Raw genomic sequence first — 23809 nt, 5'->3', positions numbered from 1 at the left:
CAGGTGCCATGCGTTACAGTTTCACACATCATGTCAAGTAGTAACGCCGAGCCGGCGAAAGCAGCCAAGCAGCCCACCAGCGCAGCAGCCGCGCAGCCCGGGACCCGCAGCACGGACGACGCGATCCTGGACGCCGCCGCCGACCTGCTCGTCCACCTCGGCGTGCGCCGCACGCAGCTGGCCGAGATCGCGCGCCGCGCCGGGGTCAGCCGGCCGACCGTCTACCGCCGCTGGCCGGACGTCCGGGCGGTGATCGGCGCGCTGCTCACCCGCGAGATCCTGGCCACCCTGGAGGGCGCCGAGCTGGACGTCCAGGACCGGGAGACCTTCGTGGAGCGGGTCGTCGAGGTCTCCGTACGGCTGCGCGACCACCCGGTGCTCGGCGCCCTGCTCCGCTCCGACGACTCCGACCTGCTGCTCGAGTACGTGGTCGAGCGGCTCGGCGCCAGCCAGCGCGGTCTGCTGGAGGCGCTGCGCAACGGCATCGAGCGGAGCCAGGCGCAGGGCTCGATCCGCGCCGGGGAGCCGCTCGAACTGGCCGCCATGGTCCTGTTGATCGCCCAGTCCACCGTCCAGTCGCACCGCATGGTCGCCTCCCTGCTGCCCGAGGCGGCCTGGCGGCGCGAACTGGCCAGAGCGCTGAACGGATACCTCGCACCATGACGACGCCCGCCGTCGGCCCCTTCGCGGGGACGAGCCGACTGAACGCCGTACGCCGCACGCTGGAGCTCGAGGCGCTCGGCGACGACCCGCACGTCGACCTGCTGGTGATCGGCGGCGGCGTCACCGGCGCCGGGGTGGCCCTGGACGCCGCCTCGCGCGGCCTGCGCACGGTGCTGGTCGAGTCCCGCGACCTGGCCTTCGGCACCAGTCGCTGGAGCTCCAAGCTGGTCCACGGCGGACTGCGCTACCTCGCCTCCGGCCGGATCAAGGTGGCCCGGGAGAGCGCGGTCGAGCGCGGCGTGCTGATGACCCGCACCGCCCCGCACCTGATCCGCGCACTGCCCCAACTGGTGCCGCTGCTCCCGGGCTTGCTGCGACCCGGGCAGGGCGCGCTGATCCGCGCGGGCTTCCACGCCGGGGACGCGCTGCGGGCCGGCGCCGGCACGCCGGCCGCGCTGCTGCCCCGGGTGCGCCGGATCGACGCGGCGCGCACCCGGCAGCTGGTTCCGGCCGTCCGAACCGCCGGTCTGCGCGGCGCACTGGTCGCGCACGACGGCCAACTCGTCGACGACGCGCGGCTGGTGGTCGCCCTGGCCCGTACCGCCGCGCAGTACGGCGCGAGCGTGCTGACCCGGGTGCGGGCCGAGTCGGTGACCGGTACCTCCGCCACCCTGGTCGACACGCTGACCGGGCAGCAACTGGCCGTCCGGGCGGGCGCGGTGGTCAACGCCACCGGCGTCTGGGCGGGCGACGTGGACACCTCGATCACACTGCGCCCGAGCCGCGGTACCCATGTCCTGGTGGACGCCGGGGCGTTGGGGAACCCGACCGCGGCCCTCACCGTGCCGGTGCCCGGCTCGACCAGTCGCTTCGTCTTCGCCCTGCCGCAGCAGCTGGGCCGGGTCGCGATCGGGCTGACCGACGAGGACGCCCCGGGCCCGATCCCGGACGAGCCACGGCCCTCCGAGGCCGAGCTGGCCTTCCTCCTCGACACCGTCAACACCGCCCTCGCCACCGTGCTGACCAGGGCGGACATCCTCGGCGCCTACGCCGGGCTGCGCCCGCTGATCGACACCGGGGGCGGCAGCACCGCCGACATCTCACGCGAGCACGCGGTGCTGGAGTCCCCGTCCGGGATGGTCACCGTGGTCGGCGGCAAGCTCACCACCTACCGCCGGATGGCCGAGGACGCGGTGGATGCCGCCGTCCGGCTGCGCGGTCTGTCGGCTCAGACCTGCTGGACGGTGCGGCTGCCACTGGTCGGCGCCCCGGGGCACCGGGACAGCCGCCCCGTGTCCGCGCGGGGAGTGCCCGCCTCGCTGCTCGCCCGGCACGGCGGCGCGGCCCACGAGGTGCTGGCCGCAGGGGAGTCGACGCCGGTGGCCGAGGGGCTGGACGTGACGCGCGCCGAGATCGCGTACGCGATCACCCACGAGGGCGCGCTGGACGTCGCCGACGTGCTCGACCGCCGCACCCGGATCGGACTGGTCGCGGCCGACGCGGAGCGGGCGCGGGAGGCGGTCGAGGAGATCCTGACGGAGGGTCAGGAGCGCTGATCGGCCCAAGGGAAGGGCGCCAGATCCGGATCGACCCAGGCGGTCCGGGCCAGCTCGCCCGCGAGCGTCCCCGGCCGGTAGTGGCGCGCGAGCAGATCCTTGTCGAGCAGTTCGGGGTGGCGGGCCGCGAACTCCTCGAAGTCCTCATTACCCTCGCCTCCCTCGAAGTCCCGTCCGCCGTCGGCGTGGTGGGCCACCAGCTCGACCCAGGCGCGGGTCATGGTGACGTGGAACTTCTGCGGCGCCCCGGCCTTGGTAGCGGTGCGCAGGATGCCGTCGCCGACCAGCTGGAGGGCGGTGGCGGCACCGTGACGGCGCACGGCGAGCCAGGCGAGGTGGACGTGCTGGCGGTGGCCGAAGCGCTCGGCGCCGGTCATCGCCTCGCGCAGCAGGTCGTCGAAGGCGTCGAAAGCGTCGAAAGCGTCGGGGGAGGCGGCGGAGGTCATGCGGCGGCTTTCGTCGAGAACGGGCGGAACGGCCGTGCGGCGCGAGATCGGGAGAGTCGGATATGGGGGAGAGCCGGGGGAGTGTGGACGGGAAATCGTAGGGTTTCGTGCCATTCGACGGCAAACCACCCGCACGGATGGTTTCAGCGGGCCGTCTTCTCCGGCATGGGGTGCTCGGCGCCGCCGAGCTCCAGGACGCAGGAGAGCGGGTGCTCGGCCGTGCCGGTGTGGTCCAGGGTGACCGCGAACGGCCGGGGCGGTTCCTCGGCTAGCTGCGCGGCGAGGGTCAGCGGGTAGGTGCCGTGCCCGTGGACGCGGTGGAAGGCGCACTCCTTGCCGTCCACCAGCAGTTCGGTCTCGGTGATCCAGCCGGAGCGGACGTTGACGGTCACGGAGTGCCCGCCCTGGTCGACGTGGAAGCTGTACCGATGACGCATGGGGAACCTCCCGCGAGGGCGCCGCAACCAGGGGCTGTGAATCGGGAATCCTCCGCCAGTCTAGGTCGGCGGCACCACCCCGGCTCCCCGGCCGGGTTCCGGCCCGGCCTGTACCAGCCCGGTTCCGGTCGCGGCCTTGGTCCGGGTCCTGGGCGGGTCCTGGTTCGGTTCCCGATCCGGTTCCCGTAGAGGCCCCTGAAAACGCCCCGGAGAAATTCCCGGGGCGGTGCCCGCCTGCAGACGGATTCTCGCGATCTCTACAGTGTTGTAGATTCGTCCGCAGGGAGAGATCAGAGGAGGGCATTGTGGGAGTTTCGCTGGCCAAGGGCGGCAACGTCTCGCTGAGCAAGGAGGCGCCCGGTCTGAGCGCCGTGATCGTGGGTCTCGGCTGGGACGTTCGCACCACCACCGGAGCCGACTACGACCTGGACGCCAGCGCGCTGCTGTGTAACGCGCTCGGCAAGGTGATCTCGGACCAGCACTTCGTGTTCTTCAACAACCTTCGCAGCCCCGAGGGTTCGGTCGAGCACAGCGGCGACAACCTGACCGGTGGCGGCGACGGCGACGACGAGCAGATCAAGGTCGACCTGGACCGGGTGCCGACCGACGTGGCCAAGGTGGTTTTCCCGGTGTCGATCTACGACGCCGACGCCCGGCTGCAGAACTTCGGCCAGGTCCGCAACGCGTTCATCCGGATCGTCAACCAGGCCAACGGCCAGGAGATCGCGCGCTACGACCTGAGCGAGGATGCCTCGACCGAGACCGCGATGGTCTTCGGTGAGCTGTACCGCAACGGCGCCGAGTGGAAGTTCCGCGCCATCGGCCAGGGCTATGCCTCCGGCCTGCGCGGCATCGCGACCGACTACGGCGTCAACGTCTGATCCCGGCGCGCGAGTAGAGGGTTTCGGCGGCCGTCCGGGCGCTCGTCCCGGCGGCCGTCCGATGATCATCCTTGGTCGTCCCGGCGGTCGTCCCGGCGGTCGTCCGGTGGTCGTTCGGCGGTCATGAGGACGGTCCGGTCCGTCCGAGCGCGTGGCCGCCGAAACCCCCGCTGCCGGTGAGCTGGTGCTGCCACCAGGCGGCCATCGCCGTTTCGTCCATGGTCGACCAGTCCGGCGCTTCGGTGACCTGCGCCCGGCCGAGCGTCCGGCCCAGGTCCACCAACTCCCGCCCGGCAGCGCTCCGTTCGCGGTCGTACGCGGCCAGCAGGGAGGGCCAGGAGGCGCCGGCGGCCGACCCCGCCTGCTCGAAGGCGTGCGCGTCCTGCAGCGCCTTCACCGCGCCGCTGGTGTTGTGCGGACGCACGACGGTGGCCGCGTCCCCGCCGATGAGCAGTCGACCGGCCGTGCGGCGCGGGGCCGCCAGGTCGTAGACCGGCTGCAGGAAGGTCCGTTCGCGCGGGGTGAGGGCGACCACCCCGGCCCAGTACGGCGGCAGGTGCCGCTCCGCGAGCTGCCGCAGCTCGTCCAGCCGCCCGTCGGTGAGGGTGCCCGCCGGGATGCTGGTCGGGCCGTCCAGGCGCAGCCAGGCGGGAGTGGGCGCGTAGAACACCCAGTTCACCTGGGTCTGGTCGGCGTCGAGCCCGGGGATGCGGTAGATCACGACCTGTCCGCCGCGGTAGCAGGCGGTGATGCACTCCTCCTCCGGCCAAGCGGCGGCCCCGCCGGTCAGCTCGTCCAGCAGCGCGGCGTCGTAGCTGCCGCGCCAGCACACGTACCCGGCGTACTCGGGCGCGGCCTGCGGGCAGACGGCGGCGCGGACCACCGAGCGGTAGCCGTCCGCGCCGATCACCAGGTCGTACGCGTGGCGGCTCCCGTCGGCCTCCTCGATCCACGCTTCCCCGTCGTCGCCGCCGACCGCGGTGACGGTGGTGCCCAGCCGGTACTCGACCTGTGCGGGCGTGCGCTCGCGCAGGGCCTGCCAGAGGACGGCCCAGTGGTGGGAGTGGAACGGGAACGGCTGGTCCCAGAGCACCGACCCGCGCCCGTCCGGGCCGTCACCCTCGCCGGCCGGTCCCCGGGTGACCCAGCGGCGGACGGTGAGGCGGTGGCGGCGGGTGTCCGCGGCGAGGTGCCCGGCGCGGACCAGTTCGTCGAAGCGGTCGTTGTGGGTGCAGAGCCCCACGCCGCGGTCCTCCAGCCGGCCCGGGCTGCGCTCCAGCACCACGATCCGTTCCGCGCCCAGCCGGGCGGCTGCCCCGGCGAACGCGCTCCCGGCGATGCTGCCCCCGACCACGGCCACCGATCCACCCCGCACGGCCGCCCCCTCTCCCGAGTCTGCGATTCCTGCGCCTGTGATACCGCGAGCTTGTGATTCCTGCGCCTGTGATACCGCGAGCTTGTGATTCCCGAGCTTTCGACGTCCGCGCTCGTGACGGTCGCGATTGCGGTGTCCGTGGTCGCGACGCCTGCGTCGACGACGTCCGGGACATGACGATACGCGGCCGGCCTCCCGTTCGCGTCGGGTTCGGGCACCCGTCCCTTGACGCCGTTATGCAACTAGTTGCATAACGCTCGACCCGTCCCCTACTCTGCGGTAACCAACGCCCCCAGCCCGCGCCCCAGGAGACGTCGATGAGCGCCACCCCCGGCAGCAGCCGCTACCCGCACCTGCTCAGCCCGCTCGACCTCGGCTTCACCACCCTGCCCAACCGCGTGATCATGGGCTCGATGCACGTCGGCCTGGAGGAGGCCCCCGACGGCTACGAGCGGATGGCCGCCTTCTACGCCGAGCGCGCCCGCGGCGGCGTCGGCCTGATCGTCACCGGCGGCATCGCCCCCAACGAGGCCGGGCGCCCCTGGGGGGGCGGCGCGATGCTGACCACCGAGGAGGAGGCCGACAAGCACCGCCTGGTCACCGACGCGGTGCACGCCGCCGGCGGGAAGATCGCCCTGCAGATCCTGCACTTCGGCCGCTACGCCTACCACAAGGACCTGGTCGCCCCCAGCGCCCTGCAGGCCCCGATCAGCCCGTTCGTGCCCAACGAGCTCACCGCCGAGCAGGTCGAGCAGACCATCGAGGACTTCGTCCGCTGCGCCGCACTCGCCCGCCGCGCGGGGTACGACGGCGTCGAGATCATGGGCTCCGAGGGCTACCTGATCAACGAGTTCATCGTCGCCGCGACCAACCACCGCGCGGACGACTGGGGCGGATCGTACGAGCGGCGCATGCGCTTCCCGGTGGAGATCGTTCGCCGGGTCCGCGAGCGCGTCGGCGAGGACTTCATCATCGTCTACCGCCTCTCCATGCTCGACCTGGTGCCCGGCGGCTCCACCCTCGACGAGGTGGTCCGGCTCGCCCAGGCCGTCGAGGCAGCCGGGGCGACCGTCATCAACACCGGCATCGGCTGGCACGAAGCCCGCATCCCGACCATCGCCACCTCGGTGCCGCGCGGCGCCTTCGCCTGGGTGACGAAGAAGGTCATGGGCAAGGTCGGCATCCCGCTGGTCACCACCAACCGCATCAACACCCCCGAGATCGCCGAACAGTTGCTCGCCGACGGCAGCGCCGACCTGGTCTCGATGGCCCGTCCGCTGCTCGCCGACGCCGACTTCGTCGCCAAGGCGCGCGAGGACCGCGCCGACGCCATCAACACCTGCATCGGCTGCAACCAGGCCTGCCTGGACCACACCTTCAGCCTCAAGATCACCTCCTGCCTGGTGAACCCGCGCGCCTGCCACGAGACCGAACTCGTCCTCGCGCCCACCAAGCTGCGCAAGCGCGTCGGCGTCGTCGGAGCCGGCCCGGCCGGCCTCGCCTTCGCCGTCTCCGCCGCCGAACGCGGGCACGAGGTCACGCTGTACGACGCCGCGGAGGCGGTCGGCGGACAGCTGAACGTGGCCCGGCGCATCCCCGGCAAGGAGGAGTTCGACGAGACGCTGCGCTATTACCGCACCCGGCTCGCCGAACTGGGCGTCACGCTGCGCCTCGGGACCACCGTCGGCGCCGAGCAGCTGGCCGGGGAGGGCTACGACGACATCGTCCTCGCCACCGGCGTCACCCCGCGGACCCCTGCCGACATCCCGGGGATCGACCACCCCAGCGTCGTCGGCTACCTCGACGTGCTGCGTGACGGCGCGCCGGTCGGCGAGCGGGTCGCCATCCTCGGTGCGGGCGGCATCGGCTTCGACGTGGCCGAGTTCCTCACCGACCAGGGCGACCAGGCGAGCCTCAACCCGCCGGTGTTCCAGGCGAAGTGGGGCATCGACCCGGAATACCGCGAGCGCGGCGGCCTGCGCGCCCCGGAGCGCCCCAAGCCCCCGCGCAGCGTCCACCTGCTGCAGCGCAAGACCGGCAAGGTCGGTGCCGGGCTCGGCAAGACCACCGGCTGGATCCACCGCACCGAGCTCAAGCACCGCGGCGTGGTGATGGTCCCCGGCGTGACGTACGACCTGATCGACGACGCCGGCCTGCACATCACCGTGGACGGCGAGCGCCGGCTGCTGCCCGTCGACACCGTGGTGCTCTGCACCGGCCAGGAGCCGCGCCGCGACCTGTACGAGGCGCTGCGCGAGCGCGGTCTGGCGGTGCACCTGATCGGCGGCGCCGACGTGGCCGCCGAACTGGACGCCAAGCGGGCCATCAAGCAGGGCACCGAGCTGGCCGCGTCCATGTGACCCGCTCATGGGCGCGGGCATGAGACCTTCTCATGAGCGCGCCCATGAGAGTTGCTCATACGTGGGGACATGAGACCTGTTCATGGTCGGGGGCATGAGACCGGCTCATGAGCTTGTCGCATGCGACCTGCTCATGGCCGTGTCCATGAGACCCGTGCGTGCGCCCGTAGGATCGTCGGCATGTCGCTGCCGCACGCCATCCTCACCGCCCTGCTGGAGAAGCCGTCCTCCGGGCTGGAGCTGACCAGGCGGTTCGACAAGTCGATCGGCTTCTTCTGGCCCGCCACCCACCAGCAGATCTACCGCGAGCTGAGCCGGCTGGAGGCCTCCGGACACATCCGGGCCCTCCAGCCGGACGGGCCGGTGCGCGGGCAGAAGAAGCAGTACGAGGTCCTGCCGGACGGCCGTGCCGAACTGGCCCGCTGGACGGCCGAGGGCGCGGCACCGCGCGCCGTCCGGGAACCGCTGCTGCTGCGGCTGCGAGCTGCGGCGGTGGTCGGTGCGGAGGGCCTGGCGGACGAGCTGGAGCGCCACCTGGCGACGCACCGCGCGCAGCTGGCCGACTACCTGGAGATCGAACGGCGGGACTTCCCGGCCGAGAAGGCGGACGGCGAGAACCGGCTCCAGCACGCGGTACTGCGGGCCGGGATCGGGCTGGAGACCTTCTGGGTGGAGTGGCTCGCCGAGACCCTCGAGACGCTGCAGCCCGATGAGCCCCGCTCATCGGGCTCCGTATGAGACCTGCTCATGACGTTGCCCATGAGACCTGCTCATGGCGTCCCGCTTCATGAGCCCCGCTCATGGCGTCCCCCTTCATGAGCCCCGCTCATCGGGCTCCGCATGAGACCTGCTCATACGGTCCCCATGAGTCCCGCTCATGTGCGTCACCCAGGCTGTGACCTGCGGAGATACCTGCCCCCGCGCCTCGTCCGGCCGCCGGTGGGAGACTGGTCTTCTGTCCCTGCCCGAACTCTCGACCGGGGGCCGGCATGTCTCTTTCAAGGCCTCTCCACGCCGTCACCGCCGCAGCCGTCGTCGTGGCCGTCGCCCTGGGCCCGGCACACCTGGCGTCGGCCGCGCCCGCCCAGGAGCTACCCTCCGCCGACCAGCTGAGATCGGCCTTGCTCACTGCGGCCGACCTCGGTCCAGGCTTCACCGAGGTGCCCGCCGGTCAGAGCCCCGGCCCTGAGGAGAACCCGAGCCCGGTGAGCGGCTGTGACGCGCTCAGCGCCCTGATCAACATGCGCGCCACCCAGCCCAGCCCCACGAACCCGCGCGCCGAGGTCGAGTTCGACGGCCCGGACGACAACCCGATGGTGACCGAGGCCCTCGCCGCCGAGCCGCTCGACCGGCTCGCCGCCGACTTCAACACCGTCACCGACGCCTTCCGGACCTGTCACACCATCACCTTCAACGCCGGCACCGTGGACACCGTGACCTTCACCGTCACCCCGGTCACCCTCGGCGACCGCCCGGACGCGCCCGCCGTCCGCCTGGACGGTTCGGTGGCCGGCGTCCAACTCAACGCTTTCATCGGCATCGAGCGCTTCGGCACCGTCGCCATGGCCTTCGGCTACTTCCAGCGCGAGAGCGCCTCCTCGCAGACCGCCTCGATGCAGTACCGCACCGCCGTCGCCAAGGTCGAGCACACCCTGGGCACCACGGCCGGCAGCACCACCCCGCCCACCGCGGTCGCCACCCAGGGCATGCAGGTCTGAGCCGAGCCCGCCGCCGAACGACCGGGGAAGGCGGCGGTTCCGGCCGCCTGCCTGACTGCCGTCCCGCAGCCGGTGGGATGATCGGCTTCATGGATCGCCTCCGGTTGAAGAAGCGCCCAAACCCCCGTCCCTCGTGGCCTGTTCCGGCGCTCGCCGTGGTCGCCGTCCTGTCGGCCCTGACCTCCTGCACGGTGGGGAAGGCCGAGGCGCCCGTGGTCGGGGTGTGGCGGGCGGAGCAGGCCGGCTCGATCGAGTTCCTGGAGGGCGGCAAGCTCGGCGAGGTGACCCTGGTGCCTGCCGCGTGCCGGGGGGACGACAAGTCGACGGCGGGCGTGACGTTCACCGGTACCTGGCGCCGCGGCGAGGCCTCCGACGCCGGGTACGGCGCGTTCGTCCGACTCACCTCCACGGACGGATCGCTGACGTGCGAAGACTGCTTCCAGTACGGCCAGGCCGACGGTGTGGAGACGCTGTCGCTGAACGATCTGGGGACCAACGGCACCCGCTTCCTCAGGGCCGGGGAAGGCAGCCCGACGGCGCTCGCGGCGCCGAGCCGGGAGGTCCGTACGGATGTCGATCCGCTGTAGCGCCGTTTCCCGGAACTGGGCACGTTGTCGTCGGCGCGGTGGGTCCGCGCCATCCTGGGGAGCCCGGACCCCGTCCGGCGGTTCCGGGGCCGACCGATGTGACGGTGGACGGCTTCGCCGGGATCGATCCGGCGAGGCTGGCGGCGATCACGTCGACCGGTGCCTGGAAGAAGGACCGCATCTCCTGCCCCGTCCCGGCGGAGCCCGGGGACTGGCTCCACAGCGAGTCGTTCGACCGGTCGATCACCCGGGGTCGGTACACGGGCAGTTTCTACTTCTACTTCGACCGGCAGACCAGCCAGGTCTACTTCTGCACAGTCGACCCGAAGGAGCGGACCGGGTGATCTCCGGACGCCCTCCGGCCGCTCAGGGGTGGGCGGTGCCGAAGGGATTGTCGATCACGTAGTGCCAGTGGCCGGTCGGGTCGCGGCGGGCGACGTCGGTGGCGGTGCCGGTGAGGTGGACGGGGGTGCCGTCCGGGGCGTCGCCGGTGATCTCCCAGTCCACGATGAGCAAGGCGATGTCGTCGGCGACGTAGGTGTGCCGGGGGTGGACGGTGATGGGCAGGCCGAGGGAGAGGAACTCGGCGTTGGCGCGGTGGAGTTCGGGTCCGGTGGCGGTGCTGCCGGGTGAGGGGACGAAGACGGCGCCGGGTTCGTAGACCCGGGCGAGACGGTGGGGGTCGCCGGAGTTGAACGCGGCGGCGAAGACGGCGGCGACCGCGTCCGGGTGTTGTGCCGGGTCGGTGTCCGCGGGGAGGCTGGTGGGGTGAGTCATGCGAGCAGTGAAGACGGGCGCGCCGTAGGTCACCAAACGGAAAGCGACGCGCACGCCGAAGGCCGCTGCTGGGACGCGGAGTTGGTGCCCGACGACCGCGGCCGTACGGCGCGACCGGAGGCGGACTGCCCGGTGGAGGTGGCGCTGGCGGCGGTGGCGGGTCGGTGGACGACGCTGGTGCTGCGCGAGCTGATGCATGGCCCCGCCTCGTACGGGGAGTTGCGTGAGCGCCTGCCGGAGATCAGCTCCAAGGTGCTCGCCGAGCGTCTGCAGGCGCTGGGGGAGCGGGAGTTGGTGGTGCGCGAGCGGCTGACCGGCTTCCCGGTGCGGACGCGCTACTGGCTGACGCCGACTGGGGAGGCGCTCCGCCCGCTGCTGGTGGAGCTCTACCGGACGGGTGTGGAGCTGTCCTCGATGTCGTGATCCCAGGCGTCAGGCGTCGCCGCCGACGCGCCGCCCGGCAGGTACCCACGCTGCTGCCGCCGCCCCCGCTCCTACCGCTACCTCCGCCCCTACCGCCGCCCCCGCCGCCCCCGCTGCCTCCGCCGCCGCCCCTGCCGCCGCGCCCGCCCCAAGGACCACCGGTCGGCGCCCGGCCAGGCGGCAGCCGAGGCAGTCGGGGTGGCCCCGGCGTCCGGCAGGGTCGGGGGTGCGCCAGTGGCGGAGGTGGGGCGGGCGCGGGCCGGTGGGTTTGCCCAGGCCGGCGAGGTGGAGCAGCCAGGCGGCCACGGCGCCGAGGGCGGTGAGGGCCGCGCCGGCCCAGAGCCCGGCGGTCGAGCCGAGGACGAGGGCGGCGCCCGCGAGGGTGAAGCCGAGGATGGCGATGGTGGAGCCGGTCCAGCCGGCGATGGTGTGTCCCATGTCGTGATCACCGTGTGCGCGCATGTCTCCTCCGGTGGTGTGAGATGGGTGGGTGCCGGTGGGCGACCCAGGTCGTTTATCTCACGAGCTAAGTAACTTAGATGCTAAGGAGAATGTGCGTGAAGGGCAAGCCGCGCCCCCAGGCGACGCCCGAGCAGGCGCAGTACTCGATGGACCGGATGATCGCGCTGGCCCAGTTCGGCCAGCAGGACATCGCCGCCCGGCTCGGGCTCAACGTCACCGACCTCACCTGCCTCGGCTTCGTCATCGAGGCCGCGATGGCCGGCGAGTCGCTGGCCGCCGGCGACCTCGCCGAGCGGGCGCAGCTGACCACCGGGGCGGTGACCGGGGTGCTCAACCGGCTGGAGAAGGCCGGGTACGCCCGCCGCGAGGCCGATCCGGGCGACCGTCGGCGGGTGCGCGTGGTCATGGCGGAGAGCGCCCAGGAGCGCATCCTCCAGGTCTACGGGCCCTTCTACCAGCGGATCGGCGCGCTGTTCGCCGACTACACGCCGGACGAGATCGCGGTGATCGCCGACTGGTTCACCCGGGCCAGGGAGGTGCTGGCGGAGTCGCTGGAGGAGGTCCGGGCCGAGACACCGTAGGGCCACGAGGCGGCAAAGGTCCGGTAAGAAACACGTCGGCGCCCGGCGACCCCCCCCGCGAGGGTCCGCCGGGCGCCGGCGCGCGTGCGCCTACGGGTGGAACACGACCTCCGGGAAGGCGCGCGACGGCCCGTCGAGCAGACGCTCGCCGCGGTGGCGCAGGTGGAGGTCGAAGAAGGCGAGCGGGTAGGCCTGCTGGACGCGGATCCCGCGGTCGGGGTCGAGCGTGCCGACCTGGGAGCGGATCTGCTGCTCGGTCATGCCGAGCAGCTTCCCCGCCTGCGGGATCAGGGTCATGGTGTCGCCGTACGAGGCGTGGACGGCGCCGGTGGCCTGGACGTCGAGCCGCCAGCCGCGCAGGTGGGACCAGAAGGTCTCGGCGGCGGGGTTGACGGCCCGAGCCCAGTCGGCGGTCATCATCATGAACGGCCGGTCGAGGTCGGTGGTGGGGGCGGGGTTGGCCATCATCGGGCCGTCGACGGCGAGCCCGGCGCGGATGCGCTTGTCGGCGGCCATGGCGAGGGCGGTGGCGGTGCCGCCCTTGGACCAGCCGAAGGCGCCGACGGTGTCCGGGTCGAGGCCGCCGAGCAGACCGACCGGGAGGGTGCGACCGTCGACGTCGGGGTTGCGGCCGGCGGCCAGGTCGTCGACGCGGTCGAGCAGGAAGCGCAGGTCGGCGGCGTAGTCCCTCGGGTACATCGCGACGCGGTCGTCCGGGGTGAGGACGGTGCCGTCGGGGAACTCGGTGAAGGCGTCGTGGGTGTGGTCGACGGTGACGACGGCATACCCGTGGCCGGCGAGCTCCTGGCAGATGACGGTGTGGTCGCCGCGGTGGCTGCCCGAGCCGTGCGAGAAGACGACGACGGGAAGCCGGTGACCGGTCCGGTGGACCGGCGCGCCCCGGTGGCCGGAGGTGAGCGGGGCGAGGGAGACGTCCAGCGCGAAGCCGGTGTCGGCGAGGAAGGCGCGCAGGGCGCCGTCGGTCATCCAGGGGGCGAGCGGGTAGGTGTCGGCGTCGGCGCTGCGGGCCGGGTACCAGACGGTGGCCATCAGCTCCCGGTAGCGGCCGGGCCCGGCGACCGGGTCCGGACGGGAGGTGTCGCGCAGGTGGAGGGGCACCATGCCCACGGGGTGCGGACCGGTGGGCGCGGGGAGGGTGAGCCGGGCGGGTGCAGCGGAGGAGCCCGCGGAAGGAGCCGGACCGGTCGGGGCGCCCCAGGCGGTGTCGGCGAGTCCGAGCGGCACGGCGGCTCCCATCGCCAGTGCGGCGCCCAGGATGCGGCGGCGGCTCGGATCCGGACGGGCTCCCGAGCGGCTTCCGGTACGGCTTGCGATCGGCGTGGTGTCCATGCGCGGAACGCTGTCACGCGGGGCGAACAGGGGTCATCGGCCCGCCGATTGATCCTCCGTCACCGGGCATTGGCCCAGGGGCGTACATCCCCGGGCCAATGCGGTGCCGAGGGTTGCAGCCCGACTGCGGCGGGAGGGAAGTGGCCCTCGTGGCCGACCCTCGGAGCCGGGGTCGATCGTCCACAGCACCGGGCACTGGGCCGGCGACTTGTCGGTTTGTCGCTGGAGGCGTGCAGAATGCGGCCCATGAGTCACGACTTCCGACCCGGTGATGTGCTGAGGCTGGAGTGCCCGTTCGCCGAGACCACCGTCACCGAGGTGTCGCGCTCCTACGTCACCGTGCCGTGGCCGTGGCTGGCGGCGGACCCGGAGGCGGTGGCGATGAACATCCGGTGGAACGGTGAGCATGCGCTGCCGCTGCCCGCCGCGCGCGAGTGGGAGGTCTTCCGCACGGAGCCGCCGGAGACGGAGCTCAAGCCGGGTGACGCCTGCCGGGTGGGGATCCCCCCGACCGTGGTGCACGTCCACTCGGTCGAGCACTACGATCCGCCGCTGGTCACCGGCCTGCTGCCGCGGCCCGCGTGCTACGTCGAGGTCCTGCCGCAGGGGGAGACGTACGATCCCGCGCTGGAGGAGCAGGGCTACGCGCTCGATCCGGCCGGCGGTGAGCCGATCGGTGTCGAACTGCTCTTCCGTCCGTACGCCTTCCTCGAACCGGGCGACGAGGTGGCCGACCGGGACGGGCGCGCCTGGCGGTTCGACGCGGCCTGGGACTGGCACCCCTTCGACGGCGAGCGGGCTGGTGCGCCGGTCTGGCCGCTGGCGCTGCTGGCCCGCGAGGGCGAGCCGACACCGGAGGATGCCGCAGCGGTCGCCGCGGCGACGGCGCTCGGCAGTCACGCGGAGGAGCTGGAGCGCTGGACCGGGCTCACCCGCGCGCAGCCCGCCCCCCGGTAGCGGCGAAGGGCGAGAGGCGCGGGGAATCCGCGCCCTTCACTCGTTCGGGTGGCATATGACACGGTGCCAGTTTATTCGTGCGCACCCAGAACATGATGCGCCTGGACGCGCCCTCCCGGGCGCCGTCGGCTGTCAGGGAAAGGGTGGTTCGAATGACTACTGCTGGTGGAGAGCCGATCCCCTCGATCACAGACGCGACACTGGACGACATCGCGACCAACGGCATCTGGGCCGGTGGCGGCCTCGCGCCCAGCCCGGCGGTGCTCGCTGTCGCCAGGGCGCTGCTCGCCGCCCTGCAGGGCACGGAGACCGTCGCGCTGCCCGCCGAACTGGCCGAGCTGGTGGCCGACATCCGCGGGCGGGCCTCGTTCGACCTGCCGAGCATCCGCGCGGAGGACGGCACCCGGCTCTCGGCGCTCTCGATCAAGCTCGAAAGCTCCGAGCCGCGCCCGGTCGTGATCGTGCCCGCCGGGTGGAACCCGTACGGCTGGCTGCCGTTCATGTACTGCTACCTGTCCCTCGCCCGGCGCGGCTACCACGTGCTGGCGTACACCCCGCGCGGTATCGGCATCGACGGGTGGGTGTCCACGTCCGAGGGCTTCATCAACGTCGCCGGCCCCGACGACTGGTCCGACGGCTCCCGGATGATCGACCACGCGTACGAGACGTTCGCCCCGAGCGCGGTCGGCTTCCTCGGCGAGTCCTACGGCTCCGGGATCAGCCAGCTGGTCGCCGCGCACGACCCGTTGAAGCGGGTCTCCGCCGTCGTCGCGCTGAGCACCTGGGGCAATCTGGCCACCAGCCTGTACGACAACGGCACCCGGCACACGGAGGCCGTGCAGAAGCTGATCGAGTTCACCGGCGGTGAGCTGGAGGACAAGTTCGACCCGGAGACGCAGCAGCTCCTCAAGGACTTCCTGGGCGGCGTGAACCTGGACGCCGTGGTGGAGTGGGGTGAGGAGCGCTCGCCGGAGACCTACGTGCGCCTCACCAACGAGCGCGGCGTCCCGACCTTCGTCTCCAACACCTGGCACGAGACGCTCTTCCCGATCACCTCGGTGCTCGACACCTTCACCGCGCTCACCGTGCCGAAGCACCTGAACACCTGGATCGGGGACCACGGTGCCCCCGAGGGCCCCGGTCTGGCCGGGCTGGTCGGCGGGGTGCCGTTCCCCGGGCTGCGGGAGCCGATGCAGGAGGCGTACGCCTGGCTGGACCACCACCTGCTCGGTGCGTCGAACGACGTGCCGAACTGGCCCGAGGTGAACAACCAGATCATGTTCACCTACCAGACGGCCCCGGTCGTCGGCGGTGGCAGGCGGATCACCGTCCCGGCCCGCCGCGAGTCGTTCCCGAACTGGTCCGGCGAGCCCACCGACACGGAGACCTGGTACCCCACCGGCACGGGCGGCACCGGTGACGGCGCGCTGGCCGACAAGCCGACAAGCGGCTGGGACCGGGACTTCACCGCCGGCGGCCTGACCGCCGCCACCGCGGTGGACGCGGTGATGGCGACCGGTCAGAAGGAGTGGTTCGGCAACCCCAAGGCCTATGACGCGACCGGGTTCGAGCGGCCGGAGCTGCTGGTCTGGTCCACCGACCCGCTGTCCGGCCAGGAGGGCGTGGCCCGTCGCATCCGCGGCGCCGCGACGGTGCGGCTGACCGTTCGCAACACGGCCGACGCCGCGACCCTGGTGGCGTACCTGTTCGACGTCGCCCGGGACGGCACGGCGCAGATCATCACGCACGAGCCGTACACGGTTCCCGACCTGCCCGCCGGGACGGACCGCACCGTCAGCTGGAAGCTCCAGCCCGCGGCCTACGACCTGCCGGACGGGCACCGCCTCGCGCTGGTGGTCAACAGCCGTGACCAGCTGTACGCCTTCACCGGCACGGAGGACAGCACCACCACCGTCAGTTCCCCGATCGGGAGCGAGGCCCGCCTGGAGCTGCCGCTCGGCTGATCCCGCGTTCCACCGACGGCCCGTCGCGGCGATACGGCGGGCCGCCGGCATGCCCGCCGCCCCGGGGCGCCGTCCCGGGGCGCTGCGCCGGGGCGCTGCGCCGGAGTGTCGCGTCGCACACGGCCTCGAGGCACATCCCTGGGGCGCTGACCTGGGGCTCCGCAACAAAGTCCACACGGGCTTTTAACACACATGTTCGCTTCCACGTGGCCTACGCCACAGTAACCTCACTCCAAACATAGGTACGATCCATCTCGCACCTCCGATCGGAGGGGTACCTACATGCAGGAGCCCAGAGGGGGAAGCTCAGTCATGTCCGCAATCGTCGACAGTACTCTGACCTACTCGAACACCGTCCCGCGTGCCGCCGTCCACCGGGCCGCCATCTGTGAGGTCTTCCTCACCGACTCCGCCCGGGTCTCCGAGGACGAGTACCTCATCGCGGCGCAGCTGCCGCGGGTGCACAGCTACTACAGCGACAACGTCACCGCGCCCGCCGCCTACGACCCGCTGCTGCTGGTCGAGGTCTTCCGCCAGGCGTCCATCTACGCCGCGCACACCTTCCTCGACGCGCCGCTGGACAACAAGTTCATCTTCGTCAGCGGGGAACTGAACATCACCGACCCGGAGGCGCTGCGGATCGGGGCCCGCCCCGGCCAGGCCGAGATCCGGGCCCACCAGGTCGCCCTCAAGCACCGGGACGGCGTCGTCACCGGCAGCACGCTCGACCTGGTCCTCTCGGTGGACGGCGACGAGGCCGCCACCATGCGCACCGTCTGCCAGTGGATGCCGGGCGCCGCCTGGGACCGGATGCGCGACAAGGGCCGCGCCGCGCTCACCCTGGCCCCGGCCCGGCCGCACCACACCGGCCGCCGGGTGCCCGCGATCTCCGTCGGCCGCGCCTCGGGGCAGAACGTCGTGCTGGCCGGGGTCGAGACGGGGGGCCACGAGCTGCGCACCCAGGTCGTCGTGGACCAGGGCAACCCGGCGCTGTTCGACCACCCGCTGGACCACATCCCGGGCGCGCTGATCTTCGAGGGCTTCCGGCAGTCCGCGATGTACGCGGCGCAGGAGCTGTTCGGGCTCTCGCCGCGCAGCCTGCTGCTCGCGCGGGTGGAGACCGACTTCACCCGCTTCGGCGAGTTCGAGCTGCCGACCGACTGCGTCGTGCAGGTCGTGGATTCGCCGGCGGCGGACACCGTCGCGTTCGAGATCACCATGGTGCAGGAGGACGAGCGGATCGCCCGCGCCCGGGTGCACCTGACCCGCACCAGCCCGATCACGGGTGCGCTCGAGAACCGTTTCTCCTACGCGGCGGCCAGTGCCTGAGCAGCCCGAAGCGTACGAACCGGCCGAACAGCCCGAACTGCGGCACCGCAAGGAGACACCGCCATGTCCAAGCCCATGATCTGGTTCGACTTCGGCGGTGTGCTCTCGCCGCCGCTGGACGACCTCTTCGACTCGTACCACGCCCGCACCGGCATCACCCCCCGCCAGCTGAAGACCGCCCTCGGGACGGTCGGCGGCGAGCTCGGCGTCGAGCCGCTCGCGCCCATCGAGCTCGCCATGCTCACCGAGGCGGAGTGGGGCCAGGCGATGGTCCGCGCCCTGCGGGACGAGAACCCCGGCATCGACCTGTCCCGCGCCCGCTTCGAGCGCTTCGGCGAGCAGTGGTTCGAGGGCGTGCGCGTCAACCCGGTGATGGCCGCGACCGTGCGGCACGCCAAGGAGCACGGCTTCCGGGTCGGCATCCTCAGCAACAACGTCGTGGAGTGGGAGCCGTACTGGCAGACCATCGTGGCGCCGGCCGGCGAGGTCGACCACGTCGTCGACTCCTGCAAGGTCGGGTTCCGCAAGCCGGACCCGGAGATCTTCCGGCTCGCCGAGCAGCAGGCGGGGGTGACGGCCGAGGAGTGCGTGCTGATCGACGACCTCCCCGAGAACTGCGTCGCCGCCCGGCGCTGCGGCTGGCGCGCGGTGCACTTCCGCAACAGCGCGCAGGCGGTACGGGAGCTGACCGGCCTGATCGGGCTGCCCGCGCTCACCTGACCGCACCCGGCGGCTTCCTGACCGCTCCCGGCCGCACCTGATCGCTCCCGGCGGTTCCCGACCGCTCCCGGCCGTTCCGGCCGTGCTCGCCCGCCCCCACGCGTCCAACCGGAGAACGCATGACCACCGTTGTCCCGTCCGCGACCGCCAGCGTCACGGACATCCCGCACCTGGACCCCGTCCCGGCCTTCACCCCGCTGGCCGAGCCCGGCCCCAACGGCGTGCCGCTGATCGGGCTGCCCAGCGGGCACAGTGCCGTCCACCTCACCCGCTACGCCGACGTCCACAAGCTGCTCACCGACCCGGCCTCCGGCCGCACCGAGACCAACGTCGAGGGCGGACCGAGCTTCCTGCCCACGGTGATGCCGAAGGAGCTGCTGCTCAACCTGGACGGCCCGCACCACGCCCGGGTGCGCGGCTTCGTCGCCGCCGACTACAGCGCGAACGGCGTGGAGCGGCTGCGCCCGGTGCTCGACCGGGTGGTCGAGGAGGGGATCGCCCGGCTGCGCGCCGCCGAATCCCCGGACCTGTTCGGCGACCTGATCGACCGGGTGCCGATCACCGTCAACTGCCACTTCCTCGGTGTGCCGCTGGAGGACGTCGACTACTTCCGGCCGTCCTCGCGCATCGTGCAGATCGCCTCGCACGAGAACGTGCCCGACCTGGTGCAGCACTTCTACCGGGTCTACGGCTACGTCCAGGAGCTGGTCACCGGTGTCCGTCCGGTCGTGCCCGGCGGGCTGATCGAGCAGTTCCGGGCCGACCGCGCCAAGGCCGAACCCGCTCTGGACGACGCCGAGTTGACCGGCATCTTCTTCGGCTCGCTGCTGGGCGCGGACCAGAACATCGTGTCCGTGCTGACCAAGTCGCTCTACGCCCTGCTGGCCGCCCCCGCGCTGTGGCGCCGGCTCGCCGAGGAGCCGGAGATCGCGCCGCAGCTGGCCGAGGAGCTGATCCGGCTCATCCCGCTCGGCACCATCTCCGCCTTCCCGCGGATCGCCGGACGGGACCTGGAGACCAGCGTCGGCCTGGTGCCCGAGGGCAGCGTCGTCTACCCGGACGCCTTCGCCGCCAACCGCGACCCGGAGGTCTTCCCGGACCCGCTGGTGATCGACCCCGACCGCAAGCCCGCCAAGCGGCACCTGCAGTTCGGGTACGGCATGCACCACTGCATGGGCGCGGCGCTGGCGCGGATGGAGATCGTGACCGTGCTGACCCGCCTGGCGCAGGAGTTCCCGACGCTGGAGCTGGCCGTCGAGCCGGCACAGGTGCCGTGGGACATCGGCACGGTGCTGCGGCGGCCGACCTCGCTGCCGGTGCGGTGGTAGCGACCGGGTAGGACGGAACGCGAAGGGCGGGTACGGGAAGCCGTACCCGCCCTTCGCGTTGCGGGACTCCGTCGACGGGGTCTGCGCCGACGGGGTCTGTGTCGGAGAGGTCTGCGCCGACGAGGTCTACGGCTCGCCGAACCACTCGCGCAGCGTGCCGGCCAGCGGACCGCCGTCGGAGGCCCAGGCGACATAGCCGTCCGGGCGGATCAGGACGGCCTCCCACGGGAGCTTGCGGTCGCCCTCGGCCCGGACCACGCGCACCAGGTGCGACCAGCCCTCGGCCTGCTTGCGGTGCGCCTCCTCGTCGGCGCCCAGCAGGAGCAGCACCGGGCGGCCGTCCAGCAGCAGGCGGATGACGTCGGTTGGGCCGTCCTCGGTGGTGAGGGGGAGGTTGGGCAGGAAGTGCCCCTCCCACGGGGAGCCGTCCGAGGTGCGCGCGGGGTAGACGGTGTCCTGGGCGCTGATCATGTTGCCGAGGTGGGTGTTGGCGCCCTCGACGCCGAGCAGTTCGGAGACCAGGTCGCGCAGCGGGTCCAGGCCTGGATCGGGACGCATCAGGGCGAGTTGGGCGCGGGTGTTGTCGACCACCCGGCGGGCGACCGGGCGGCGCTCGGCGCTGTAGGTGTCCAGCAGGTCCTTGCCCGCGGTGCCGGCCAGGGTGTGGGCGAGCTTCCAGGAGAGGTTGAGCGCGTCCTGCAGGCCGAGGTTGAGGCCCTGGCCGCCGACCGGGAAGTGCACGTGGGCGGCGTCGCCGGCCAGGAAGACCCGGCCCTTGCGGTAGTCGCACACCACGCGGGAGAAGTCGTTGAACTTGGAGAAGAAGACCGGGTCGGTCATCGGCACCGGGTGGCCGAGGATGCGCTCGGCCTCGGCGCGCAACTCGCCCAGGGTGAGCGGGGCGTGGCGGTCGCGGTGCGGGCCACGGAAGTCGATGGTGAAGAAGCGGCTGTGCCCGTACGGGTTCACGCCCGCGATGGTCCAGCCGTGCGGGGTGCGGTTCCAGCCGGAGGGCACCCGGTAGGGGTCGGTGAGGCGGACCAGGCCGAGCAGGGCGGAGACGGTCGCCGGGTGGGTCTCGGAGGCGAAGCCGAGCAGCTCGCGCACGGTGCTGCGGGCGCCGTCCGCCCCGACGACGTACTCGGCGGTGAACTGCCGTACGCCGTCCGGGCCTTCGGCGGTGACCTCGACGGCGTCCGGGCCCTGGACGAGGTCGGTGACGGTGTGGCCGCGCAGGACCGTGACGCCGCGGGCGCGGGCCCGTGCCTCGAAGTCCCGTTCCAGGTCGGCCTGGGAGCGTCCGTAGATGGGCGCGGGCTCGGTACCGGGGGCGGTGATCACCAGGCCGGGCAGGCCCGCGAAATGGAAGGCGTCGGCGTTCGGCCGGGCGAGGCCGTTGCCGGTGGCCTGGTGGGCGCGCAGGTGGCCGCGGCGGGCCAGGCCCTGGACGGTACGGGCGTGCAGGGTGCCGGCCTTGGGCTGGTCGACGGTCTGCGGGTTGCTCTCCAGGACGACGGTGGCGATGCCGTGGTGGCCCAGCTCGGCGGCGAGGAGCATGCCCACGGGGCCGCCCCCGACGACGACGACTCGGGCGCGGGCGGTGGTGGCGCGGTCCTTCGGTGCGGGGTCCATTGGTGCGGGGTCCATTGGTGCGGGGTCCTTTCCGGGTGGGAAGCGCTGGGCATGGGTGAGGGCCCGGCGCCGTTCGGGGGTTGCGGCGTCGGGCCCGGTCTCTGGGAGGGTGTGGTGCGTGCGGAGGGAGGTGATGCGGGAGGGCGGCCCGGGGGAAGCCGCCCTCCCGCGTCTCGGAACGGCCTCGCGGCCGTGGTCACGGGGGGCCGGTCAGGCCCTCGGGCTCCCTCAGGCCTCGGCCTTCTGCCCGCCGCCGAGCAGCAGCGCCGCGATCACGACGAACAGCACCACGCCGACGGCCGCGAGGCCCCACAGGACGGAGTGGAAGGCGGAGTCGTAGGCGTCGGCCAGGAAGTCCACGAAGCCCTTGTGGTCGGTGGCACCCGACAGGTCGGCCGCGCCGGAGAGGTCTCCGCCGGCCGCCTGGTCGGCGACCTTGTCGGCCTGCGAGGCGCCCTCGTGCGCGCCGATGCCGTCGTTGATCCGGGTGCCGAGCACGGTGGCGAGCGCGGAGCCGTACACCGCGACGGCGACGGCCTCGCTGCCCAGGCGCAGCGTGTTGAGGAAGCCGGCCGCCATGCCCGCCTTGGCCGGGTCGACCAGTTCCAGCGCCTGGCCGTCGACCAGGCCGGCCGACAGGCCCATGCCGGCGCCGGTGATCAGCATCGGTGCGGCGAGCAGCAGGACGGTGACGGAGGGCGAGAGCAGGGTGAGCGCGATGTCGCCGGCGACCAGGCAGACCAGGCTGATGTAGATCAGGGTGAGCGCCGGGACGCCGCGGGTGACCAGCTTGGCGGCGAGCATCGGGAAGACCAGCACCGGGGCGGTGAGCAGCAGCATCAGCAGGCCTGCGGCGCCGGTGTCGCGGCCGGTGACGGCGGTCAGGTAGCTCGGCAGGTAGGTGAGCATGGTGACGAAGCCGAAGGAGGCGGCGACCGGGACGAGGCACAGGCCGACGAAGCGGCGGTTGCGCAGCACGCTGAGGTCCAGCATGGGGTGGGCGCTGCGGTTCTCGACGGCGGCGAACACGGCCAGCACGACGACCGCGCCGACGAACAGGCCGATCACCCCGATGCTGCCCCAACCCCACTGCGAGCCCTGCACGATGGCGGTGGTGAGCAGCACCATGGCGACCACGAACAGCGCGCTGCCGGGGACGTCGATCCGCCCGCCGCTGCCGGAGTCGGAGGGCATGGCGCGGGAGATCGCGGGCACCGCGAGCAGCACGACCGCGAGGGCGACGGCGTGCACCGCGAACACCCAGCGCCAGCCGAGGCCCTGCACCAGCACGCCGGCCAGCGACGGGCCGATGGCGACGCCGATGCCGGCGATGGTGCCGAACATCGCGAAGGCCTTGGCGCGGGCCGGGCCGTCGAAGACGGTGGAGACGATCGCCGCGCCGCAGGAGAAGATCGCGGCGCCGCCGATGCCGGTGAGGGCGCGGGCGGCGTCGAGCCAGACCACGTCGGTCGCGACGGCGCTGGCGAGCGAGGCGACGGCGTAGACGGCGACACCGGCCGCGAAGGCCTTGACCCGGCCGATGACGTCGGCGATCGAGCCCCAGACCAGAGTGAAGCAGGCGAACGCGACGTTGAAGGCGTTCACCACCCACTGGAGCGGGGCCAGGTCGGCGTGGGTGCTGGTGCCGATGTCGGGGAGGGCGACCGCCGTGCCGGAGATGGACATGGGCACGACGAACACCGCGAGGAGAACCGCGGCCAGCGTCAGGTTGCGACCGGGCTGCTGCCCGTCCGTCGCCACCGGCGGCGTGGCAGACGACGTGGTCTGCGTACTCATGGGGCACAACTCCAGGCAGGCTCGGCCCGACCGCGGAACGGCCAGGTAAGGAATTTTTCGAACCTTACGGTGCCATGCGGTCGAGGTACGATGCAACCCATACCTGAGGATGCCGAGGATGGAGGATCCGATGCCCGACCCGGAAGGCCACCCGTCGACCGAGGAGATGGACCTTCGGACGGTCCTGAACGCACTCGCCGACCCGCTGCGCTACGGAGTGGTCTCCGCGCTGCTGCGGGAAGCCGAGGGGGCGGCGCGCACCTGCGCCTCCTTCAACCTCCCGGTCTCCAAATCCACGATCACGCACCACTTCCGGGTCCTGCGCGAGGCCGGACTGGTCCGCCAGGTCGACCGCGGCAACAGCCGCGCGGCCACGTTGCGCCACGAGGACCTCGAGAAGCGCTTCCCGGGCCTGCTCGACCTGATCCGCGCGAACCCCTGACGCGGGCCCGGCCTCAGCGAACCC

24 protein-coding genes are annotated in these 23809 nt (G+C 72.5%); 16 read left to right on the top strand and 8 right to left on the bottom strand.

Going from position 1 to position 23809, the window contains the following annotated elements; translation table 11 throughout:
* Window positions 1–30 precede the first annotated feature (30 nt).
* Window positions 31–663 (top strand): TetR/AcrR family transcriptional regulator, encoded by a 633-nt coding sequence (locus ACZ3TI_RS22635; RefSeq protein ID WP_465728881.1) that lies wholly within the window; start codon window positions 31–33, stop codon window positions 661–663.
* On the top strand, window positions 660–2219 hold the full coding sequence (locus tag ACZ3TI_RS22630) for a glycerol-3-phosphate dehydrogenase/oxidase (RefSeq protein ID WP_465728879.1): 1560 nt from the start codon (window positions 660–662) through the stop codon (window positions 2217–2219). The genes ACZ3TI_RS22635 and ACZ3TI_RS22630 overlap by 4 nt, the downstream gene beginning before the upstream one ends.
* Here the strand turns inward: ACZ3TI_RS22630 and ACZ3TI_RS22625 are convergent.
* Both ACZ3TI_RS22625 and ACZ3TI_RS22620 read right to left on the bottom strand, forming a co-directional pair.
* Window positions 2207–2665 (bottom strand): hypothetical protein, encoded by a 459-nt coding sequence (locus ACZ3TI_RS22625; protein ID WP_465728877.1) that lies wholly within the window; start codon window positions 2663–2665, stop codon window positions 2207–2209. The genes ACZ3TI_RS22630 and ACZ3TI_RS22625 overlap by 13 nt on opposite strands.
* Window positions 2666–2808: 143 nt before the next feature.
* Window positions 2809–3102, bottom strand: coding sequence for a hypothetical protein (locus ACZ3TI_RS22620; protein ID WP_465728876.1), 294 nt, complete (start codon window positions 3100–3102; stop codon window positions 2809–2811).
* Window positions 3103–3407: 305 nt separating this feature from the next.
* On the opposite strand from ACZ3TI_RS22620, the gene ACZ3TI_RS22615 reads away from it, so the two are divergent.
* Window positions 3408–3983, top strand: a complete 576-nt coding sequence (locus tag ACZ3TI_RS22615) for a TerD family protein (protein WP_465728874.1) — start codon at window positions 3408–3410, stop codon at window positions 3981–3983.
* Between the two features lie 121 nt (window positions 3984–4104).
* Here ACZ3TI_RS22615 and ACZ3TI_RS22610 read toward each other — a convergent pair whose 3' ends face one another.
* Window positions 4105–5343: an FAD-dependent monooxygenase gene (locus ACZ3TI_RS22610; RefSeq protein WP_465728872.1), complete on the bottom strand. Its 1239-nt coding sequence runs from the start codon at window positions 5341–5343 to the stop codon at window positions 4105–4107.
* A gap of 332 nt (window positions 5344–5675) precedes the next feature.
* On the opposite strand from ACZ3TI_RS22610, the gene ACZ3TI_RS22605 reads away from it, so the two are divergent.
* From ACZ3TI_RS22605 to ACZ3TI_RS22585, 5 genes are all read left to right on the top strand, one after another.
* Window positions 5676–7718, top strand: a complete 2043-nt coding sequence (locus ACZ3TI_RS22605) for an oxidoreductase (RefSeq protein WP_465728870.1) — start codon at window positions 5676–5678, stop codon at window positions 7716–7718.
* Between the two features lie 180 nt (window positions 7719–7898).
* Complete coding sequence (locus ACZ3TI_RS22600; protein ID WP_465728868.1) at window positions 7899–8456, top strand: PadR family transcriptional regulator; 558 nt, start codon at window positions 7899–7901, stop codon at window positions 8454–8456.
* 251 nt (window positions 8457–8707) lie between these two features.
* Window positions 8708–9436 carry a hypothetical protein gene (locus tag ACZ3TI_RS22595; protein ID WP_465728866.1) on the top strand — a complete coding sequence of 243 codons (729 nt, stop codon included), beginning with the start codon at window positions 8708–8710 and terminating at the stop codon, window positions 9434–9436.
* A gap of 104 nt (window positions 9437–9540) precedes the next feature.
* Entirely contained in the window at window positions 9541–10023 is a 483-nt protein-coding gene (locus ACZ3TI_RS22590) for a hypothetical protein (protein ID WP_465728864.1), read from the top strand.
* A gap of 104 nt (window positions 10024–10127) precedes the next feature.
* Entirely contained in the window at window positions 10128–10367 is a 240-nt protein-coding gene (locus ACZ3TI_RS22585; RefSeq protein WP_465728862.1) for a hypothetical protein, read from the top strand.
* A 22-nt stretch (window positions 10368–10389) separates the two neighbouring features.
* On the opposite strand, the gene ACZ3TI_RS22580 is transcribed toward ACZ3TI_RS22585, so the two are convergent.
* Window positions 10390–10800: a YybH family protein gene (locus ACZ3TI_RS22580; protein ID WP_465728860.1), complete on the bottom strand. Its 411-nt coding sequence runs from the start codon at window positions 10798–10800 to the stop codon at window positions 10390–10392.
* Window positions 10801–10884: 84 nt separating this feature from the next.
* Between ACZ3TI_RS22580 and ACZ3TI_RS22575 the strand changes: the two genes are divergently transcribed.
* Window positions 10885–11223, top strand: coding sequence for a winged helix-turn-helix transcriptional regulator (locus ACZ3TI_RS22575; protein ID WP_465728858.1), 339 nt, complete (start codon window positions 10885–10887; stop codon window positions 11221–11223).
* 9 nt (window positions 11224–11232) lie between these two features.
* Here ACZ3TI_RS22575 and ACZ3TI_RS22570 read toward each other — a convergent pair whose 3' ends face one another.
* Window positions 11233–11661 carry an HGxxPAAW family protein gene (locus ACZ3TI_RS22570; protein ID WP_465728856.1) on the bottom strand — a complete coding sequence of 143 codons (429 nt, stop codon included), beginning with the start codon at window positions 11659–11661 and terminating at the stop codon, window positions 11233–11235.
* Window positions 11662–11780: 119 nt separating this feature from the next.
* Here ACZ3TI_RS22570 and ACZ3TI_RS22565 point away from each other — a divergent pair, with 119 nt between their 5' ends.
* Window positions 11781–12266: a MarR family transcriptional regulator gene (locus ACZ3TI_RS22565; protein WP_465728854.1), complete on the top strand. Its 486-nt coding sequence runs from the start codon at window positions 11781–11783 to the stop codon at window positions 12264–12266.
* 90 nt (window positions 12267–12356) lie between these two features.
* Here ACZ3TI_RS22565 and ACZ3TI_RS22560 read toward each other — a convergent pair whose 3' ends face one another.
* Window positions 12357–13616 carry an alpha/beta hydrolase family protein gene (locus ACZ3TI_RS22560; RefSeq protein WP_465728852.1) on the bottom strand — a complete coding sequence of 420 codons (1260 nt, stop codon included), beginning with the start codon at window positions 13614–13616 and terminating at the stop codon, window positions 12357–12359.
* 246 nt (window positions 13617–13862) lie between these two features.
* Here ACZ3TI_RS22560 and ACZ3TI_RS22555 point away from each other — a divergent pair, with 246 nt between their 5' ends.
* The 5 genes from ACZ3TI_RS22555 to ACZ3TI_RS22535 all read left to right on the top strand — a co-directional run bounded on the left by ACZ3TI_RS22555 (window position 13863) and on the right by ACZ3TI_RS22535 (window position 19914).
* On the top strand, window positions 13863–14573 hold the full coding sequence (locus ACZ3TI_RS22555) for a hypothetical protein (protein WP_465728850.1): 711 nt from the start codon (window positions 13863–13865) through the stop codon (window positions 14571–14573).
* A 152-nt stretch (window positions 14574–14725) separates the two neighbouring features.
* Window positions 14726–16537, top strand: a complete 1812-nt coding sequence (locus tag ACZ3TI_RS22550; protein WP_465728848.1) for a CocE/NonD family hydrolase C-terminal non-catalytic domain-containing protein — start codon at window positions 14726–14728, stop codon at window positions 16535–16537.
* Between the two features lie 312 nt (window positions 16538–16849).
* Entirely contained in the window at window positions 16850–17866 is a 1017-nt protein-coding gene (locus tag ACZ3TI_RS22545; RefSeq protein ID WP_465728846.1) for a ScbA/BarX family gamma-butyrolactone biosynthesis protein, read from the top strand.
* A 63-nt stretch (window positions 17867–17929) separates the two neighbouring features.
* A complete protein-coding gene (locus ACZ3TI_RS22540; protein ID WP_465728844.1) occupies window positions 17930–18586 on the top strand; it encodes an HAD family hydrolase in 657 nt (218 codons plus the stop codon).
* Window positions 18587–18705: 119 nt separating this feature from the next.
* Entirely contained in the window at window positions 18706–19914 is a 1209-nt protein-coding gene (locus ACZ3TI_RS22535; protein ID WP_465728842.1) for a cytochrome P450, read from the top strand.
* Between the two features lie 126 nt (window positions 19915–20040).
* On the opposite strand, the gene ACZ3TI_RS22530 is transcribed toward ACZ3TI_RS22535, so the two are convergent.
* Together ACZ3TI_RS22530 and ACZ3TI_RS22525 are read right to left on the bottom strand one after the other, a co-directional pair.
* Entirely contained in the window at window positions 20041–21561 is a 1521-nt protein-coding gene (locus tag ACZ3TI_RS22530) for an FAD-dependent monooxygenase (RefSeq protein ID WP_465728840.1), read from the bottom strand.
* A gap of 213 nt (window positions 21562–21774) precedes the next feature.
* Window positions 21775–23343, bottom strand: a complete 1569-nt coding sequence (locus ACZ3TI_RS22525; protein ID WP_465728838.1) for an MFS transporter — start codon at window positions 23341–23343, stop codon at window positions 21775–21777.
* 130 nt (window positions 23344–23473) lie between these two features.
* Here ACZ3TI_RS22525 and ACZ3TI_RS22520 point away from each other — a divergent pair, with 130 nt between their 5' ends.
* A complete protein-coding gene (locus tag ACZ3TI_RS22520; protein WP_465728836.1) occupies window positions 23474–23785 on the top strand; it encodes an ArsR/SmtB family transcription factor in 312 nt (103 codons plus the stop codon).
* Window positions 23786–23809 lie beyond the last annotated feature (24 nt).

The organism is Kitasatospora sp. NPDC023120 (genome assembly GCF_055560835.1).
The sequence above is the reverse complement of the archived record's forward strand: the minus strand, read 5'-3'. Positions and strand labels throughout refer to the sequence as shown.